This is a genomic window from Curtobacterium sp. ZW137 (assembly GCF_003762905.1).
GTDB lineage: Bacteria > Actinomycetota > Actinomycetes > Actinomycetales > Microbacteriaceae > Curtobacterium.
Window position 1 is genome coordinate 25,563 of sequence record NZ_RJKS01000007.1, and the last position, 17,053, is coordinate 42,615.

At 72.2% G+C, this 17,053-nt stretch carries 16 protein-coding genes and 1 tRNA gene; 13 read left to right on the forward strand and 4 right to left on the reverse strand.

Features of this window, described 5'->3' with window-relative positions; all coding sequences use genetic code 11:
* Positions 1-6: 6 nt before the first annotated feature.
* The 3 genes from EDF55_RS18245 to scpB are packed head-to-tail and all read left to right on the forward strand — an operon-like array spanning position 7 to position 2,444.
* Positions 7-885 (forward strand): ParA family protein, encoded by an 879-nt coding sequence (locus EDF55_RS18245; protein WP_123656408.1) that lies wholly within the window; start codon positions 7-9, stop codon positions 883-885.
* Positions 869-1,726 (forward strand): ScpA family protein, encoded by an 858-nt coding sequence (locus tag EDF55_RS18250; protein ID WP_123656409.1) that lies wholly within the window; start codon positions 869-871, stop codon positions 1,724-1,726. Before EDF55_RS18245 ends, EDF55_RS18250 begins: the two co-directional genes overlap by 17 nt.
* Positions 1,716-2,444: an SMC-Scp complex subunit ScpB gene (gene scpB, locus EDF55_RS18255; RefSeq protein ID WP_123656410.1), complete on the forward strand. Its 729-nt coding sequence runs from the start codon at positions 1,716-1,718 to the stop codon at positions 2,442-2,444. Before EDF55_RS18250 ends, scpB begins: the two co-directional genes overlap by 11 nt.
* On the opposite strand, the gene EDF55_RS19150 is transcribed toward scpB, so the two are convergent.
* Positions 2,371-3,354 carry a hypothetical protein gene (locus tag EDF55_RS19150; protein WP_260236105.1) on the reverse strand — a complete coding sequence of 328 codons (984 nt, stop codon included), beginning with the start codon at positions 3,352-3,354 and terminating at the stop codon, positions 2,371-2,373. The two genes, scpB and EDF55_RS19150, sit on opposite strands and share 74 nt — an antisense overlap.
* 480 nt (positions 3,355-3,834) lie before the next feature.
* Between EDF55_RS19150 and EDF55_RS19155 the strand changes: the two genes are divergently transcribed.
* Positions 3,835-4,596: a pseudouridine synthase gene (locus EDF55_RS19155; protein ID WP_123703442.1), complete on the forward strand. Its 762-nt coding sequence runs from the start codon at positions 3,835-3,837 to the stop codon at positions 4,594-4,596.
* A 22-nt stretch (positions 4,597-4,618) separates the two neighbouring features.
* Here EDF55_RS19155 and EDF55_RS18265 read toward each other — a convergent pair whose 3' ends face one another.
* A complete protein-coding gene (locus tag EDF55_RS18265; RefSeq protein ID WP_123656412.1) occupies positions 4,619-5,875 on the reverse strand; it encodes an NAD(P)/FAD-dependent oxidoreductase in 1,257 nt (418 codons plus the stop codon).
* A 92-nt stretch (positions 5,876-5,967) separates the two neighbouring features.
* On the opposite strand from EDF55_RS18265, the gene EDF55_RS18270 reads away from it, so the two are divergent.
* From EDF55_RS18270 to EDF55_RS18305, 8 genes are all read left to right on the forward strand, one after another.
* On the forward strand, positions 5,968-6,672 hold the full coding sequence (locus EDF55_RS18270) for a TetR/AcrR family transcriptional regulator (protein WP_123656413.1): 705 nt from the start codon (positions 5,968-5,970) through the stop codon (positions 6,670-6,672).
* A gap of 5 nt (positions 6,673-6,677) precedes the next feature.
* A complete protein-coding gene (locus tag EDF55_RS18275) occupies positions 6,678-7,793 on the forward strand; it encodes a prephenate dehydrogenase (RefSeq protein WP_123656466.1) in 1,116 nt (371 codons plus the stop codon).
* A 206-nt stretch (positions 7,794-7,999) separates the two neighbouring features.
* Positions 8,000-8,653 carry a (d)CMP kinase gene (gene cmk / locus EDF55_RS18280; RefSeq protein ID WP_243698430.1) on the forward strand — a complete coding sequence of 218 codons (654 nt, stop codon included), beginning with the start codon at positions 8,000-8,002 and terminating at the stop codon, positions 8,651-8,653.
* A gap of 35 nt (positions 8,654-8,688) precedes the next feature.
* On the forward strand, positions 8,689-10,215 hold the full coding sequence (der, locus tag EDF55_RS18285; protein WP_123656414.1) for a ribosome biogenesis GTPase Der: 1,527 nt from the start codon (positions 8,689-8,691) through the stop codon (positions 10,213-10,215).
* Between the two features lie 41 nt (positions 10,216-10,256).
* Positions 10,257-10,802, forward strand: a complete 546-nt coding sequence (locus EDF55_RS18290) for a hypothetical protein (RefSeq protein ID WP_123656415.1) — start codon at positions 10,257-10,259, stop codon at positions 10,800-10,802.
* A gap of 126 nt (positions 10,803-10,928) precedes the next feature.
* Complete coding sequence (locus EDF55_RS18295) at positions 10,929-11,444, forward strand: hypothetical protein (RefSeq protein WP_395867846.1); 516 nt, start codon at positions 10,929-10,931, stop codon at positions 11,442-11,444.
* Between the two features lie 9 nt (positions 11,445-11,453).
* Positions 11,454-11,768, forward strand: a complete 315-nt coding sequence (locus tag EDF55_RS18300) for a hypothetical protein (protein WP_123656416.1) — start codon at positions 11,454-11,456, stop codon at positions 11,766-11,768.
* A 35-nt stretch (positions 11,769-11,803) separates the two neighbouring features.
* The gene (locus EDF55_RS18305; protein ID WP_123656417.1) at positions 11,804-12,676 is read left to right on the forward strand and encodes an oxidoreductase; all 873 of its coding nucleotides are present in this window, start codon (positions 11,804-11,806) and stop codon (positions 12,674-12,676) included.
* Positions 12,677-12,713: 37 nt separating this feature from the next.
* Here EDF55_RS18305 and EDF55_RS18310 read toward each other — a convergent pair whose 3' ends face one another.
* Positions 12,714-14,900 (reverse strand): ATP-dependent DNA helicase RecQ, encoded by a 2,187-nt coding sequence (locus tag EDF55_RS18310; protein WP_243698424.1) that lies wholly within the window; start codon positions 14,898-14,900, stop codon positions 12,714-12,716.
* A 66-nt stretch (positions 14,901-14,966) separates the two neighbouring features.
* A complete protein-coding gene (locus EDF55_RS18315) occupies positions 14,967-16,454 on the reverse strand; it encodes a hypothetical protein (protein ID WP_123656418.1) in 1,488 nt (495 codons plus the stop codon).
* A 276-nt stretch (positions 16,455-16,730) separates the two neighbouring features.
* On the opposite strand from EDF55_RS18315, the gene EDF55_RS18320 reads away from it, so the two are divergent.
* Positions 16,731-16,804: transfer RNA gene (locus EDF55_RS18320), tRNA-Pro, on the forward strand.
* Positions 16,805-17,053: the final 249 nt, after the last annotated feature.

The following is a 17,053-nucleotide window of genomic DNA, read 5'->3' on the forward strand; positions in this document are numbered from 1 at the left end:
GGCCCGGTGAGCACCAACCCGACGACCCAGCCCGGCACCGGCGAGACCACGTACGGTCCGACCGGCCGGCCCGTTCGGGCATTCCCCGTGCCGGAGGAGCTCGACGGTCACGGCCCCGCCCGCATCATCGCGCTCTGCAACCAGAAGGGCGGCGTCGGCAAGACCACGACGTCGATCAACCTCGGAGCGGCGCTCGCGGAGTACGGCCGCAAGGTCCTCGCCGTCGACTTCGACCCGCAGGGCGCGCTGTCCGCCGGCCTCGGTGTCCGGACCCACGACATCCCCACGGTCTACGACCTGCTCATGGGCTCCATCAAGGACCCGAACCAGGTCATCCAGCCGACGAACACCCCGTACCTCGACGTCATCCCGGCGAACATCGACCTCTCCGCGGCCGAGGTCCACCTCGTGAACGAGGTCGCCCGCGAGCAGATCCTGGCGAGCGTCCTCCGCAAGGTCGCCGGCGACTACGACGTCATCCTCGTGGACTGCCAGCCGTCGCTCGGGCTCCTCACCGTGAACGCGCTCACCGCCGCACACGGGGTGCTCATCCCGCTCGAGTGCGAGTTCTTCGCCCTCCGCGGTGTGGCGCTCCTCATCGAGACCATCGACAAGGTGCGCGACCGGCTCAACCCCGCGCTGAAGCTCGACGGCATCCTCGCCACCATGTACGACTCGCGGACGCTGCACTCGCGGGAAGTCATGGAGCGAGTGGTCGACACCTTCGACGACCGGGTGCTCGACACCGTCATCGGTCGCACCGTGAAGTTCCCCGACGCCACGGTGTCGGCGCGCCCCATCACGCAGACCGCTCCGGACCACGCTGCGGCGCACTCCTACCGGCAGCTCGCACGAGAGCTCGTCCAGCGTGGCGCCGTCGCCTGACCTCACTGCGGCCGGGTCCGGTTCCGGGTCGGGCACGTCCGACACGCCGGGATTCCGGGTCCGGCTCACGAACTTCGATGGACCGTTCGACCTCCTGCTCTCGCTCATCACGAAGCACGAGATGGACATCACCGAGGTCGCGCTCGGCGTCGTCACCGGCGAGTTCATCGCCTACGTCCGCCAGGCCGAGTCCGCCGAGGAACTCGACGAGGCGAGCGAGTTCCTGGTCGTCGCCGCGACCCTCCTCGACCTGAAGATCGTCGGGCTCCTGCCGCAGGGCGAACTCGTCGACGCGGAGGACGTCGCGCTCCTCGAAGCCCGTGACCTGCTCTTCGCCCGACTCCTGCAGTACCGGGCGTTCAAGCAGGCAGCGGACTGGTTCGGGTCGCGGTGGACGACCGAGTCGCGCCGTCACGTCCGGAGCGTCCGGCTCGAGGAACGCTTCCGCGCCACGACCCCGGAACTCGTCTGGACGCTCTCCGTGCAGGACTTCGCTGCGCTCGCCGCGCTGGCGTTCGCACCGCGGGAGATCCCGACCGTCGGCCTCGACCACCTGCACGCCCCGCTCGTGAGCATCCGGGAGCAAGCGGCCGTCGTCGTGTCGATCCTCCGCACCCGCGCCGAGTCGGGCACCCCGGACGTCTCGTTCCGTGAACTGGTCGCCGGCGTCGACATGACGGGTATCGTGGTGGCTCGTTTCCTCGCGATCCTCGAGCTCTACCGGAACGCGTCGATCACCTTCGAGCAGGACGAGCCGCTCGGGGAACTCACCCTGCGGTGGACCGCGGAGCACTGGACCGACGAGAGCCTCGCCAACCTTGGAGCCGACTATGACGGATGACGTCCACGACGTCTCCAGCGCCGAACCCGGTGGCGCCGAGGAGATCGGCGACGCACGGGCGATCGAGGAGTCGATGCGCGCGCACGCCACCGCGGCGTCCGCGTCTCCATCCACGTCCGCAGCCGCAGCGCCGGCGCCCGCGTCGGAGGCGCCCGTCGACCGGCAGCTCGAGGCGATCCTGATGATCGCGGACGAGCCGCAGTCGCTCGTCGCACTCGGCACGGCGGTCGGTGCGCCCGTGCCCGTCGTGCGGCAGGCCATCGAGCGCCTCGTCGCGGACTTCGACGGCGTCGACGGCACCATCCGCCGCGGGTTCGAACTCCGCGAGGTCGGCGGCGGCTGGCGGTTCTACGTCCGAGCCGACCTCGACGCCGTGGTCGAACAGTTCGTCGAGGCCGAACGGCCGTCCCGGCTGTCCCAGGCCGCACTCGAGACGCTGGCCGTCGTCGCCTACAAGCAGCCGATCACCCGCTCCCAGATCGCATCGATCCGGGCCGTCAACGTCGACGGGGTCGTCCGGACCCTGGTGGCGCGCGGGCTCATCGAGGAGTCGTTCACCGACTCCGAGACCGGCGCCATCAACTACGTCACATCCGATCTGCTCCTGCAGCAGCTCGGCATCAACTCGCTCGAGGAACTGCCGCTCATCTCGCCGCTCTTGGAAGACGGCGCTGACGGTTTCGAGCAGAACGAAGGGATCCCCGATGGCCGCGTATGAGGACGGACGACACGGCGACGCCGGTCGCGGGGGTGCTGGTCGTGGAGACGCGGGCCGCTCCGGCGGCGGACGGTCTGGAGGCTCGGGTCGCCCGGGCGGGTCGGATCGCGGTGGGTACGGGGCGCGTTCCGGTGGCTCGGACCGTGGTGGTTCGGACCGCGGCGGGTACGGGCGTCGCGATGACGACCGCGGTGGACGCTCCGGTGGCGCTGACCGCGGTGGGTACGGTGCACGTTCCGGCGGCTCGGACCGTGGCGGCTCCGACCGCGGCGGGTACGGGCGTCGCGATGACGACCGCGGTGGCCGCTCCGGTGGTGCGGATCGCGGTGGCTACGGCAGCCGTCCCGGCGCTGGCGACCGAGGTGGGTACACCAGCCGTCCCGGTGGCGACCGTTCGGGTGGGGCCGACCGCGGTGGCTACGGCAACCGTCCCGGTGGCGACCGTTCCGGTGGGGCGGATCGCGGTGGCTACGGCAACCGCACCGGCGGCGACCGTCCGTACGGCCAGCGGGACGACCGCGCGCCGAGCCGGCGGGACGACGACCGGGGGGCTCCTCGTCGTGACGACCGTGGGTACGGCCGCCGCGATGACGACCGGGGCGCTCCGCGCCACGATGACCGGGGTGCTCCTCGTGGTGACGACCGTGGGTACGGCCGCCGCGATGACGACCGGGGCGCTCCGCGCCGCGATGACCGGGGTGCTCCCCGTCGTGACGACCGTGGGTACGGCCGCCGTGACGATGACCGCAGCGCGCCCCGCCGTGACGACCGTGGCTACGGCCGGCGCGACGATGACCGCAGCGCGCCCCGCCGCGACGACCGTGGTGCTCCGCGCCGCGACGACGGCGGGTTCGTCCGCCGGGACGACCGCGGTGCCCCGCGCCGCGACGACCGTGGGTTCGTCCGCCACGACGACAGCCGCCACGACACCCGTGGCACGGGCCCGCGTGGGACCGACCGCCGTGACGACCGCACCGATCGCCGCGACGACCGTTCGGGCGACCGGCGCGACGACCGCGGGTACGGCCGCCGCGACGGCGAGCGACGGCCGGCTCCGACCGGCGACCGCCGCGTGGACCGCCCCCGGTGGAACAACGCCGACCGCGACCAGCGCGACCGCGAGCAGCGTGGGCGCGGCGACGACCGTCGGAGCACCCAGTCCCGCGACGGCGAGGCGAGCCGCGTGTGGCACAACGGGCGCCGGTACGTCGGCGGGACGGCCACCGTCCGGAACCGTGACCGTGGCACCACCCCGCGTCCCGAAGGGCAGCGCGACGGCAACGGCACTCCGCTCGAGGGCACGCCGGAACGCCCGATCATCCCCGACTGGGACGCAGCGGAGGGCGCCGCAGCCCCGGCCGAGCCGGAGGGTGAGCGCCTCCAGAAGGTGATGGCCGCCGCCGGAGTGGCATCGCGCCGCGTGGCCGAGAACCTCATCGCCGAGGGCCGCGTCAGCGTCAACGGCGAGGTCGTCGAGGCGCTCGGGCGTCGCGTGGACCCGGAGAAGGACGCGATCGCGGTCGACGGTGTCCCCGTGCAGGTCGACACGACCCGGCGGTACGTGCTCCTCAACAAGCCGACCGGTGTCGTCTCGAGCATGCTCGACGAGCGCGGCCGAGCCGACCTGTCGCAGTTCGTCGACAAGTTCGAGGAGCGCCTGTTCAACGTCGGGCGCCTGGACGCCGAGACGTCCGGCCTGCTGCTGCTGACGAACGACGGCGCGCTCGCCCACGTGCTCGCGCACCCGTCGTTCGGCGTGACGAAGACCTACATCGCGAAGGTCGCCGGGAACGTGTCGCCGGCCACCGTGCAGGTCCTGCTCGACGGCGTGGACCTGGAGGACGGCCCGATCGCCGCGGACAAGGTCCGGCTGCTCGAGTCGTCCCGCGGGGAGTCGCTCGTCGAGCTGACGCTGCACTCCGGCCGCAACCGCATCGTCCGCCGCATGCTCGACGCGGTCGGGCACCCGGTGAACGAGCTGGTCCGCCGCTCGTTCGGTCCGCTGCACCTCGGGAGCCTGCCGAGCGGGCGGACCCGGGAGGTGAACGGCGTCGAGCTCGGCAAGCTGCTCGGCATCGCGCGTGGCGCGACGTCCGAAGCCGCCGAGCGCGGCACCGCGGCGAACGAGACCGCCGAGGAGTCGAGCGACTGACCCCGCTGCGGTACGGCGTGGGCTACTCGCGTCGTGCCGCACGGTACTCGTCCGCTCCCGCACGCCAGCGTTCTGCTTCGACGTCGAAGTCCGGGACGCCGTCGAGGTCGGGGCCACCGGCGGCGAAGTGCTCCACGATCGCGGCGTTGGCGCCCGCACCGATCGATGCACCACGGTCGATCATCGTCTGCTCGTAGGCACGGATCGCGTCGTCGAGGTCGGTGCCGTCCCGCAGCGCCAGGATGATCGCGCGCGCGAGTTCCGCACCGTCGAGCATCGCCAGGTTCACCCCGTTGCCGCCGAACGGCGACATCACGTGCGCGGCGTCCCCGAGCAGCGTGACGCCGGGGACGTGCTCCCACGCCATCGGCGTCGGGAGCGCCATGATCGGGCGGTTCGGCAGCGTCCCTTCGCTCTCGTCGACGATGCGGAGCAGGTCGGGCGAGAAGTCTGCGAACCGTGACCGGATCTCGGCCCGGACGCGCTCGGTGTCCGTCAGCTGGGTCGCGTTCGCATCGAGGGACGGGCTGCCCGCGAGCAGCCCGCCGCGCCCGTCCGCGACGCCGAGGCCGGCTTCGGCGAGCCAGTCGAGCGGCACGCGCATGCCCAGGTACCCCCGGACGACGTCGTCGCTGTTCCGCTGCAGGATCATCGAGCGGCCGTCGCCGTTCACCCAGAGGTGGCCGTCGCCGACGAGCCGTGCGATGTGCGGGTGCGCCGTCGACACCGACGAGAAGACGACCTCCACGAAGCTGACCCCGGTGTACCGGGGGAGTGCGTCGGTCAGGGCGGAACGGACGCGGGACCACGCCCCGTCGGCACCGATCACGACGTCGGCCGAAGCCCCGTCGGCATCGGCGAAGCGCAGACCGCGCGAGCCGCCGCGGACTTCCGTGAGCCGGTGCCCCCAGCGGATCGTGCCCGGGCGGAGCGAGTCGGCGAGCAGCGTGCGGAGCTGCGCGCGGTCGATCTCCGGTGCCGCGAACTCGTCCGGCGCAGCCAGGTGCTCCATCAGCACGGTGCCGTCCGGCGCCGCCATCCGCTTCGACTGGCCTTCGGGGCGGGCGAGCGCGATGAACTCGTCGAGGAGCTCGGCGTCCTCGATCGCGATCTGCCCGCTGTCCGCGTGGAGGTCGAGCGTGCCGCCCTGCGTCCGGGAGGACAGCGACGCGTCGGCGTCGTACACGGTGACGTCCACACCGGCGAGCTGCAGGACGCGGGCGCAGAGGAGTCCTCCGGGGCCGGCGCCGATGACGGCGATGCGGGGCTGCGGGTTCATGAGGTCTCCTGTCGACGCTGTCTGCCGAACGATCGTTCGGTCAGGAGGAACGGTACCTCCCGAACGATCGTTCGGCAAGTAGACTCATCACCGTGACCGACAGCACCCCGACCCGACGCCCGGGCAGCGAGACCCGCGCGGAGATCCTCCGCGTCGCCCTCGAGCTCTTCACGAGCCGGGGGTTCGAAGGCACCTCGATCCGGGACATCTCCGAAGCGCTCGGGGTCACGAAGTCGTCGCTCTACTACCACTTCGCCAGCAAGGAAGCGATCCTCCGTGCGCTCCTCGACGACCGTCGCAGCGAGCTCGACGAACTCCTCGCGTGGATCGACGACCAGCCGCCGGCCCCGGACCTGCTGCAGCGTGCGGCGCTCCGGTGGGTGGACTCGACGTCGGCCGGACGGATCCGGGGGATGCGCTTCGCCCACGCCAACCGCCCGATGATGCACAAGCTCGCGACCGAAGGCGGTGACATCCGCTCCTGGTTCGACGAGGTGGTGGAACGGCTCGTCCCGGCAGACGCCCCGTGGACCGAGAAGCTCCGCGCGCGCATGGCCTTCGACACCGTGAGCGCCGCGCTCTTCGCCGCCCTCGGGACCGACGCGCCCCAGGACGAGGTCATCGCCACCGCCCGCGCCGCGACGCTCGCCCTCACCCGACCAGGAGCCGCCACCCGACCAGGAGCCGCCACCCGACCAGGAGCCACCACCCGATCGGGAGCAACCACCCCACCAGGAGCAACCGCCCGACCGACGCCGACCGACAGCACGGGGCCGGTCGATAGGCTTACGCGGTGACCGACATGAGCCAGCACGACACGACCGCCGAGGTCGACCGTCGGGTCCGCGGGCCCGTCCGCGTCGTCGGTGCCGGTCTGCTCGGCGCCTCGATCGGGCTCGGCCTCCGGCAGAAGGGCGTCGAGGTGATCCTCGACGACGTCTCACCGGCCGCACTGGCACTCGCCGTCGACTACGGCGCCGGGCGCCGTCCGGCCGAGGGCGACGCGCCGGAGCTCATCGTGGTGGCGGTCCCGCCGGACGTCACCGCGCAGGTCGTGGAGCGTGAACTCGCGGCCTACCCCGACGCCGTGGTCACGGACGTCGCCAGCGTGAAGTCCGTGCCGCTCGAGCGGCTCCGCGCCGCCGGCGCCGACGTCTCCCGGTACATCGGGTCCCACCCGATGGCCGGACGGGAACGCAGCGGCCCGACGGCGGCCAGGGCGGACCTGTTCATCGGCCGTCCGTGGGTGATCGCAGGGCACGACGCGATCACGTACCGGCGCGCCGCCGTGGTCGAGGACCTCGCCCTCGACCTCGAGGCGACGGTCATCCAGATGGAGCCGGAGCCCCACGACCGTGCGGTCGCGATGATGTCCCACGTCCCGCAGCTCGTCTCGACCCTGATGGCGTCGCGCCTGCAGGACGCACCCGAAGCGGCGCTCGAACTCGCGGGCGGCGGTGTCCGTGACGTCACGCGCGTGGCGTCGAGCGACCCGGGGCTCTGGGTGCAGATCATCGGTGCGAACGCCGCCCACATCCGACCGGTGCTCGCCGACCTGCGCGACGAGCTCACCCGCGTCATCGACGCACTCGCGGACCCCGAGGCGCCCGGTGCGCCCCGCACGATCGCCGAGACGATCGCGTCGGGCAACCGCGGTGTCGAGCGTCTCCCCGGCAAGCACGGCACCACCAAGCGCTTCGCCCAGGTCGTCGTCCTCGTCGACGACCGACCCGGGCAGATCGCCGAACTCATGACGACCATCGGTGAGATCGGCATCAACCTCGAGGACCTGCGCCTCGAGCACTCACCGGGCGCACCGATCGGCATCGTCGAGGTGTCGGTCGTCCCCGAGCAGGAACAGCGACTCGTCGAGGAACTCGAGAGCCGCGGATGGAGGATCGCAGCAGCATGGGCCTGAACCCCGACCAGATGCACGACGAGTCCGGCGTGACCGGCGGCCCGGACAGCCCCGACACGGGTCTCCCGACGCCGGGGGACCAGCCCGGGCCGGCAACGGGGAGCGCCGGCAGCGGTGGCGCCGACGGCCAGGGTGGCGGCGAGCCCGGTCTCACCCGTGACCCGCTGCCGTCCGGCCTCGCCGACGGCGCGTACGTCGCCAAGTTCGTGATCGCCGTCGACGGCCCCGCTGGGAGCGGCAAGTCCAGCGTCTCCCGGGCAGCCGCCCGTGCGCTCGGCTTCGGCTACCAGGACACCGGCGCCGCCTACCGGGCGCTCGCCTGGCACGCGCTGCAGCTCGGCGTCGACCTCGACGACGCGAGCGCGATCCTGGCCAGCTGGGACACGTTCGAGTACGAGATCGGCACCGACCCCGACGCGTACTTCGTCCGGGTCGGCGGCACCGACGTGACCGACGCGATCCGCACCCCCGAGGTGACCGGAGCAGTGGCGCACATCGCGAAGCTCCCCGAGGTCCGCGAACGCCTCGTGCAGCTCTTCCGGAACGTGATGCGGAAGGCCGACGCGCGGGGCATCATCACCGAGGGTCGCGACATCACGACGGTCGTCGCACCCGACGCCGAGGTCCGGATCCTCCTGACCGCCGACGAGCAGGTTAGAATGGCTCGGCGCTCGGCAGAGGTCACGACCCAGTCGGCCGCCGAGACCTCGGCAGCACTCGCCCGACGAGACGCCGCCGACGCGAAGGTCGTCGACTTCATGAACGCCGCTGACGGTGTCACGACGCTCGACTCCACCGACCTCGACTTCGACCAGACCGTCCAGGCGGTCGTCGACCTGGCCCGCACGGCCGGGCACTGACACGCGACCACACGGTCGCCGGCAAGGAAACCACCATGGCGCAACTGGACAACGGACCAGAGCACGACGACTTCCCGGAGTACGACGACTCCCTGGGTGAGCGGATCGCGAGCCTCGACGAATCCGAGGCAGAGCAGCGGGCGACCGCGCTCCGCGCCGGGCTCGAGGACTACGAGCTCGACGAGGAAGACGTCGCCCTCCTCGAAGCCGGCACCCTCGGCGAGGACGGCATCGCCTACCTCCCCGCGCTGCCGGTCCTGGCGATCGTCGGTCGCCCGAACGTCGGCAAGTCCGCGCTCGTGAACCGCATCCTCGGTCGCCGCGAAGCCGTCGTGCAGGACGTCCCCGGCGTCACGCGCGACCGCGTCAGCTACAAGGCCGACTGGAACGACAAGCGGTTCACCCTCGTCGACACCGGCGGGTGGGAGCCGGACGCCAAGGGCATCAACGCGTCCGTGGCGCTCCAGGCGGAGGTCGCGATCGACCTCGCCGACGCCGTGCTGTTCGTCGTCGACGTCACGGTGGGCATCACCGCGACCGACGAGCACGTCGTGAAGATGCTCCGCGGCACCGACAAGCCCGTGATCGTCGTGGCGAACAAGGCCGACGACGACCGCCGCGACCTCGAGGCCTTCGCGCTCTGGAACCTCGGGCTCGGCGAGCCGCACCCCGTCTCGGCGCTCCACGGCCGTGGCGTCGCGGACCTCCTCGACCTCATCATCGCGACCCTCCCCGACGTCTCCGCCGTCGCGAAGCAGGAGATCGGTGGCCCGCGCCGCGTCGCGATCCTCGGTCGCCCGAACGTCGGCAAGAGCTCGCTGCTCAACAAGGCCGCCGGTGAAGAGCGCGTCGTCGTGAACGAGCTCGCCGGCACCACCCGTGACCCGGTCGACGAGCAGGTCGAGCTCGGCGGCCGTGTCTGGCGCTTCGTCGACACCGCCGGCATCCGCAAGCGCGTGCACCTCCAGCAGGGCGCGGACTTCTACGCCTCGCTCCGCACCACGGCCGCCCTCGAGAAGGCCGAGGTCGCGGTCGTCGTCCTCGACGTCACCGAGCCCGTCTCCGTGCAGGACCTCCGCATCATCGACCTCGTCCTCGAGTCGGGTCGCGCCCTGGTCCTCGCGTACAACAAGTGGGACCTCCTCGACGACGAGCGCCGTCGCTACCTCGAGCGCGAGATCGAGCAGGACCTGGCGCACGTCGCCTGGGCGCCCCGCGTCAACATCTCGGCACGCACCGGTCGTCACCTCGAGAAGCTCGTCCCGGCCCTCGAGACCGCGCTCGAGTCGTGGGACACCCGCATCCCGACGGGCAAGGTCAACGCCTTCATCGCCGAGCTCGTGCAGGAGCACCCGCACCCGGTCCGCGGTGGCCGTCAGCCGCGCATCCTGTTCGGCACGCAGGCCGCGAGCCAGCCGCCGACGTTCGTGCTCTTCACGACGCAGTTCCTCGACCCGCAGTACCGCCGGTTCATCACCAGGCGTCTGCGCGAGGTCTGGGGCTTCGCCGGCACGCCGATCACCGTGAACATGCGCGTGCGCGAGCGCCGGAAGCGCACCTGATCCACCAGCGCGGGTGACGTGCACGGGCGTACGCTCCGTGCATGTCACCCGGGCACGGGCCCACGCCGAACGGCTGGGCAGCAATCGGAGCGGTCAGCGTCGCGATCATCGCCGCGCTGTGCTTCTGGTTGCTCGCGCCGCCTCCGGTCGCCCACACGACCGTCGGCCGGGCGCCGGTCAACGCGGTGGCGACGCTGCCCCCGCTCGACGAGCCCTGGTACCGCACCGGGTTGCCCGTCGACGGCACGATCGTCTCGATCGGCGTGCACACCACCGGGCACGTGACCGTCACGCGGTCCGGCGCGCGGTCGATCCGCGTGACGATCACGGGTTTCACGACCGACATCGCGACGGCCGACATCCGCGTGCAGCTCACCGGCGGTGACGTCGTCGGCACCGGGCAGCGTGCGCGGTGGATCCCGGACGGCGACCCCGTCGAGATCGGGGTGATCCCGCACGGCGCCACCTCGGCCGTGATCGACGTCGGCATCCCGCAGATCCTGCCGGACGAGGTGCACTCGCTCGTCGTCCTCGACTGGAACACGACCACCATCCTGGGTGGTGCCGAGCTCCTGCCAGGCCGCTGACGGCCCCGGAACCGCGCACGGGACGGACGCGACCAGCGCTGGCGACGCGTGTCCAGCCTCCTGGCCGTCGTTCCGGACTGGAGGCTCGTGGTCCGCCGGGTGCGCCGGATACGGCACCATGGACGGGTGACGCAGCAGACCCTGGCCGACCGGATGTGGTGCCGCCTGCGGCTCGACCGGCTGGCCGGCGGCCGAGCGGGCGGGTACGTGATCCGTGAGTCGATGCTCGAGCACCCGGACACCGTGCGGTCCTTCCGCTGGATCCGGTGGCTGCTCGTCGCCGAGACCGTCGTCGGACTCGCCGCGATCGTCATCGCGATCGTCCTCACACACGCGGGCCAGACCATCCCGTGGGCGGTCTGGTTCCGGGCGACCGTCGTGCTCCTCATCACGCTGACCCTCTACGTCTTCGCGTGGCGTGCGCAGCTGGGCTACTACTGGGCGTACCAGCGACTCCGGTTGTTCAGCCGGATCTTCCCCGTCGTGACGCTCGTCATCGCGGCGATCCCGAACCTGTACCCGTTCTGGATGGTCGTCGAGCAGATCGTGTTCTCCGTGCTCATGATCGGCATCGGTGACGTGCTCACCTCGGACCACATGCGCACGACGTTCCCGAAGCCCGCACGGCCCACCGCTCCGTAGGATCGGTCCATGGCGATCATCCTCGGCGTGCGGTTCCGGCCGGACGACCTCCCGCGGTTCGCGGGTGAGCTCTTCGCGTCCGTGGTGGCCGGTGGGGCGCTGCCGGCTGCGACCGCGGAGGCGATCGCCGCACTCGCGGAGTCCGGTGGCGGCGCGGTCGACGTCGAGGCGTTCGACGCTGCGGAGTTGCTGGCGTACGTGCTCGCGGTCGTCGATGCCGAGGCACGCCTGCCCGACGGCGCCTTCACCGAGCACGTCCACCCGGGTGAGCGACGCGCACGCGTCGAGGAAGCCGTGCGACGACTGGTGGGGTACCGGGCCTGACCGTCCCCGCCGGCGTGCGGAGCATCGTGGACGCCATGACGAACACGACGCTCCCCGGCGGTGCCTTCCGCCTCGCCGACGACCTCGAACTCACCCGTGTCGGGTACGGCGCGATGCAGCTCACCGGACCGCACGTCTTCGGCCCACCCGCCGACCGCGACGAGGCGATCCGGGTGCTCCGGACCGTCGTGGAACTCGGCATCACGCACATCGACACCTCGGACTACTACGGGCCGTACGTCACGAACGAGCTCATCCGCGAGGCCCTCTCGCCGTACCCGGCCGACCTCCGCATCGTGACGAAGGTCGGCGCGCGACGCGACGAGCGGGGCGGGTGGCCGAACGCCCGGGAGCCGCACGAACTCGTCGAACAGGTGCACGGCAACCTCCGGAACCTGGGCGTCGAGCGGCTCGACGTGGTGAACCTCCGGATGGGCGGCTTCGACGCGCCCGAACCCGGGTCCATCGCGCCGCAGTTCGAGGCGCTCGCCGAGCTGCAGCAGCAGGGACTCATCAACCACCTCGGTGTGTCGACGGTCACCGCGGAGCAGCTGGCGGAGGCCCAGTCCATCGCCCCGGTGGTCTGCGTGCAGAACCTCTACAACGTGGCCCGCCGGGAGGACGACGCACTCGTGGACCTGACGGCGGAGCAGGGAATCGCGTTCGTGCCGTACTTCCCGCTCGGCGGCTTCTCGCCGATCCAGTCGTCCGCGCTCGACGCCGTCGCAGCGCGGCTCGAGGTGTCCCGGCTGACGGTCGCACTCGCCTGGTTGCTGCAGCGCTCGCCGAACATCCTGCTCATCCCGGGGACGTCGTCCGTGGCGCACCTGCGGGACAACGTGGCGTCGGCGGGGTTCACCCTGCCGGAGGACGCCCTGGCGGAACTGGACGCGATCGGCGCCGAGTAGGCGCCGCCCGGACCCTTCGGCTGGAACCCGCGCGCGGCTACGCCACGGTCGCGAGGGCGAACGGCAGCACCGCTGACGCCCCCGCACGCCGGAGTTCCCGGCCGGCGACGGTCATCGTCCACCGGCTGTCGACCAGGTCGTCGACGAGCAGCACCGGCCCGTCGTGCGACTGCAGCGCCGCCGACAGTTCGGGGCCGACCGCGAACGTCTCCCACACGCCGGACAGGCGGTAGGCGCTGTTCGTCGCGCCGTCCCCGCGCGGTACCCCACCGTCGCGGTCGAGCGTCCCGAGGAACTCGAGCTTGCCGATCGACGACAGCGCCTGCGCCAGCGACGCGACGAGCTGCGGCCGTGACCGCGAGGACATCGCCACGACGCCGGTCGGCCGGGTCTCCCACGGCCAGTCCCGCAGCGCGCGGATGCACCCGTCGAGGAGTTCCCGCGACACCGGCGCGTCGGGGACCCCCGGTGCGAAGAGCGCCCGGAGCGGCCCGCCCCACCCGAGGTCGGTCAGGCGTGCGACGGCGCGGCCAGGCGCGACCACCTCACCGGGCGCGAGCTTGCCGCGGACGGGGACGTCGAGCGCGGACATGCCCGACGGCCACTGGGCGCGCGGGGCGATCTCCACCCCGACCTTGTCGAGCGCCGAGGCGGCACCGGCGGTGGCGCCGTCGGGGACGTCGACCGGGTACCAGACCCCGGCGCAGTTGTCGCAGCGCCCACACGGTTCGGCCGAGGGGTCGTCGAGGTCCTGCTGCAGGAGCTGCATGCGGCACGCGGAGGTCGACTCGTAGTCGAGCATCGACGCCGCTTCTGCCGCCCGGGCAGCGGCGACGCGCTCGTACCGCACGGAGTCGTACTCCCACGGCTGCCCGGTGGACACCCACCCGCCGGCGACCCGGCGGACGGCACCGTCCACGTCGAGCACCTTGAGCAGGAGTTCGAGTGTGGACCGCTTGATGTCGACGAGCCCTTCGAGCGCGACGGTCGACAGGGCGCTGTCCGTGGAGAGCGCTCCGAGCACCGCGGTGGCGCGTGCGGACGTCGGCATCGAGGCGCTGGCGAAGTACTTCCAGATCTCCTGGTCTTCGTACCCGGGGAGCAGGACCACGTCGGCGTTGTCGGTGGCACGCCCCGCGCGACCGATCTGCTGGTAGTAGGCGACGGGGGAGGACGGCGCACCGACGTGCACCACGAACCCGAGGTCGGGCTTGTCGAACCCCATCCCGAGCGCACTGGTGGCGACGAGCGCCTTCAGCTCGTTCCCCTTGAGCTGCTGCTCCAGCTGTTCACGCTCGTCGGTGTCGGTGCGGCCGGTGTACGCGCGGACGGCGTAGCCGCTCTCCCGCAGGAGTCGGGCGATGTCCTCGGCCGCGGAGACCGTCAGCGTGTAGATGATGCCGCTGCCCGGCAGGTCGCCGAGGTGTGCGAGGAGCCACCCCAGGCGCGCGCGGGCGTCGGGCAGCGTCAGGACACCGAGCCGCAGCGAGGCCCGTGCGAGCGACCCGCGGATGGTGAACACCGGGTCGGACGGGCCGGCGGTGAGCTGCTCGGCGACGTCCTCGACCACGCGCTCGTTCGCGGTCGCGGTGGTGGCGAGGACGGGCACGCCGTGCGGCAGGGAGCGGATGAGCTCGGCGAGCCGGCGGTAGTCCGGCCGGAAGTCGTGGCCCCAGTCGGAGATGCAGTGCGCTTCGTCGACGACGAGCATCCCCATCCTGGCGATGAGCGACGGGAGTTGTTCGTCGCGGAACTTCGGGTTGTTCAGCCGCTCGGGGGAGACGAGGAGCACGTCGATCTCGTCGCGCGCGAGCTTCGCCTGGGTCTCCGTCCACTCGTGCGCGTTCGCGGAGTTGATCGACACGGCGCGGACCCCGGCTCGGGCGGCCGCCGCGACCTGGTCACGCATGAGCGCGAGGAGCGGCGAGACGAGGACCGTCGGCCCACCGCCGCGACGACGCAGGAGCAGGGTCGCGAGGAAGTACACGGCGGACTTGCCCCACCCGGTGCGCTGCACGACGAGGGCACGCTGCCGGTGCTCCACCAGGGCGGAGATCGCCTCGAGCTGGCCCGGGTGGAAGACCGCGTCCGGCCGGCCGGTGAGCGCCGCGAGGGCCTCCTGCGCTTCCGCAGCGATCTCCGCCGACGGCGGAGCCGCGGCGGGTGCCGGGGCGGGAACCGAGGCCGGGACGGACGGGACGGAGCCGAGCGCGGGGGTGGACATGACCCCATGCTGTCAGGACCCGCCGACGAAACCGGCACCGGGCCTCCAGGCTGTGGAGAACTCGCGCTACTGGTACGTGACCAGCGACGGCGTCGGCGCCACCTCGTCCATGGTCTGGGACGGGGAGAGCATCGGCTGGTCCTCGTCGAAGAAGTTCTTCCACCCCCAGTGCACGCCCGCCGGGGCATCGGCGTGCAGCGCCTTCCACGTGGCCTGCTTGTCGGGCTGCGAGCCCTGGCCGTCCGCGTGGATGAGCAGATCGAGCTCCGGATGCGACCGCAACGCGGACCGGTCCTGGATCATCGACAGCCGGAACTGGTGCAGGACCAGGGCCTTCGGCGGCAGGCCCTCCGACCGGACCAGCGACGCGAGCCAGTCCGAGACCTGGTTCACCTCGGCGGCGCTGACGCTCCCGATCTGCTCCAGCGGGACCTGGTCCGGCCCGAGTCGCCACTCCGGGTCGAGCGCGAGCCAGACCCCCGGCCGCTCCAGGAGCGATTCGTAGCGCTTCGCCTGCGACAGGAAGTCGGAGCGCCCGGGCTGCAGGTCGATGATCACCGGCATGCCGGCGTCGTGCGCGGCATCGACGTACGGTTCGAGGGTGGAGACCGGCAGCTCGCTCGAGTAGTCCCCGTCCGCCCCGGCGCTGCCCGCCGCGACGGTCGCGATGAGCTCGAACGCGGGCGTGACCGGCTCGTCCGACACGCTGTCGTAGGACGCCGCGAGCTGCTTCGTCCGCGCCACCGACGCGGCCGGGTCCTGCTCGCCGAGGACGCCGAGTGCCGGCGCGCCCGGGGCGCCGTACGTCGCGACGTACCGGTGCCCGTCGAACGGCCGCTGACCACCGTGCGGCAGCTGCCACCCGCTCTCCGCCGCGCGGACCGTCCACGTCGGGTCACCGAGGTCCGCGAACGCGGACCCGACCAGGACCGTCGGCGACGACCGGTGCGCGTGGAGCGCTTTGAGGACGTCGGGTGCGGCCGCCGGGTCGGTCACGCCCTCCGGCATGGTCACCACGTGCGCACCCGCCGCCGTCGCCGTCCCGACGACCGCAGCGTCGGCCGTCCTGTCCGCCACCACCACGGTCGCCGGCCGGGAGGCCCGGGTCGTCGCCGCAGCGGTCGTCGCGTCCGGCGCGGCGCGGCGCTCGAGCCCGGTGTCGACCTCGACGTCGCCCTCGGCCTGGTACCAGCGGGCGTCGAGGCGGTCGAGTTCCTTGCCGACGGCGTTGCTCTTCGTGTCTTTCGTGTCCTTCGTGTCCGTCAGCAGGACGGGGACGTGGGCGGTGCGGGCGGCGCTCGCCGCGTGGCGGATCGCCTCGGCGTCGTCCGACGGTGCGACGACCGCCCCGGGAGCGCTGGCGAAGAGCGCGCGACTCGCCCGGATCGACCGTGCGGCCGGATCCGGCTCGGCGGCGACGGTCACGGTGTCGGACGGTGCCTTCGTCAGCGTCGGACGGGCGGTGTCGGGTGCGGAACCACTGCATCCGGCGACACCGACCACGAGGCCGGTGACCGCGAGCGCGAGGAGGGCACGGGCGGGACGGGAACGCATCGGGCCACCCTAGGGGAGGCGCGCTGGGCGGCTCGTGGCCGTGGTGGCCGCCCTTCCGCAGGCGGGAACGATCGAGTGCGCAGACGTCGTGCTCCAGGTGGCCGCACACCCACAACGTCTGCGCACTCGATCGGGGCGGGGCGGGTGCGCGCGGGTGGCGCGGCGAGGGTCCTGCGTCCGCTATGCTGGTCGGGCTGCTCCGCGCTCGGTCGGGTGCGGGTGGCGGAGTCCTCCGGGGCTTCGAGTTCGCAAGGACTCAGAGTCCGCAAGGACTCGCGGGCTGTGGCGCAGCTTGGTAGCGCACTTGACTGGGGGTCAAGGGGTCGCAGGTTCAAATCCTGTCAGCCCGACCGAACACCAGGGTCACGAAGACCCGACCACGACGAAGGTCCCAGCCGATCGGCTGGGACCTTCGTCGTTTCCAGGGGGGTGTCGTGGGCGCGGCGACATCTGACGGCGCGACCGCTGCCGCCCGGCGGTCTGCCGCTCGCGCGTTCCCGGCGTCCAAGTTTGGAAGAGCACTGGGAAAAGGACCATCCTCGTCCCCTCTTGTGGGGTGGAACTGCTCGTTTCGAGTGGAAACCTAGGGTGAACTCAAC

Excerpts from the sequence above, each read along its gene's own strand:
- scpB (WP_123656410.1), top strand. The coding sequence starts at position 1,716 with ATGACGGATGACGTCCACGACGTCTCCAGCGCCGAACCCGGTGGCGCC.
- EDF55_RS19155 (WP_123703442.1), top strand. The coding sequence starts at position 3,835 with ATGGCCGCCGCCGGAGTGGCATCGCGCCGCGTGGCCGAGAACCTCATC.
- EDF55_RS18265 (WP_123656412.1), bottom strand. The coding sequence starts at position 5,875 with ATGAACCCGCAGCCCCGCATCGCCGTCATCGGCGCCGGCCCCGGAGGA.
- EDF55_RS18275 (WP_123656466.1), top strand. The coding sequence starts at position 6,678 with ATGAGCCAGCACGACACGACCGCCGAGGTCGACCGTCGGGTCCGCGGG.
- der (WP_123656414.1), top strand. The coding sequence starts at position 8,689 with ATGGCGCAACTGGACAACGGACCAGAGCACGACGACTTCCCGGAGTAC.
- EDF55_RS18290 (WP_123656415.1), top strand. The coding sequence starts at position 10,257 with ATGTCACCCGGGCACGGGCCCACGCCGAACGGCTGGGCAGCAATCGGA.
- EDF55_RS18300 (WP_123656416.1), top strand. The coding sequence starts at position 11,454 with ATGGCGATCATCCTCGGCGTGCGGTTCCGGCCGGACGACCTCCCGCGG.
- EDF55_RS18305 (WP_123656417.1), top strand. The coding sequence starts at position 11,804 with ATGACGAACACGACGCTCCCCGGCGGTGCCTTCCGCCTCGCCGACGAC.
- EDF55_RS18310 (WP_243698424.1), bottom strand. The coding sequence starts at position 14,900 with ATGTCCACCCCCGCGCTCGGCTCCGTCCCGTCCGTCCCGGCCTCGGTT.
- EDF55_RS18315 (WP_123656418.1), bottom strand. The coding sequence starts at position 16,454 with ATGCGTTCCCGTCCCGCCCGTGCCCTCCTCGCGCTCGCGGTCACCGGC.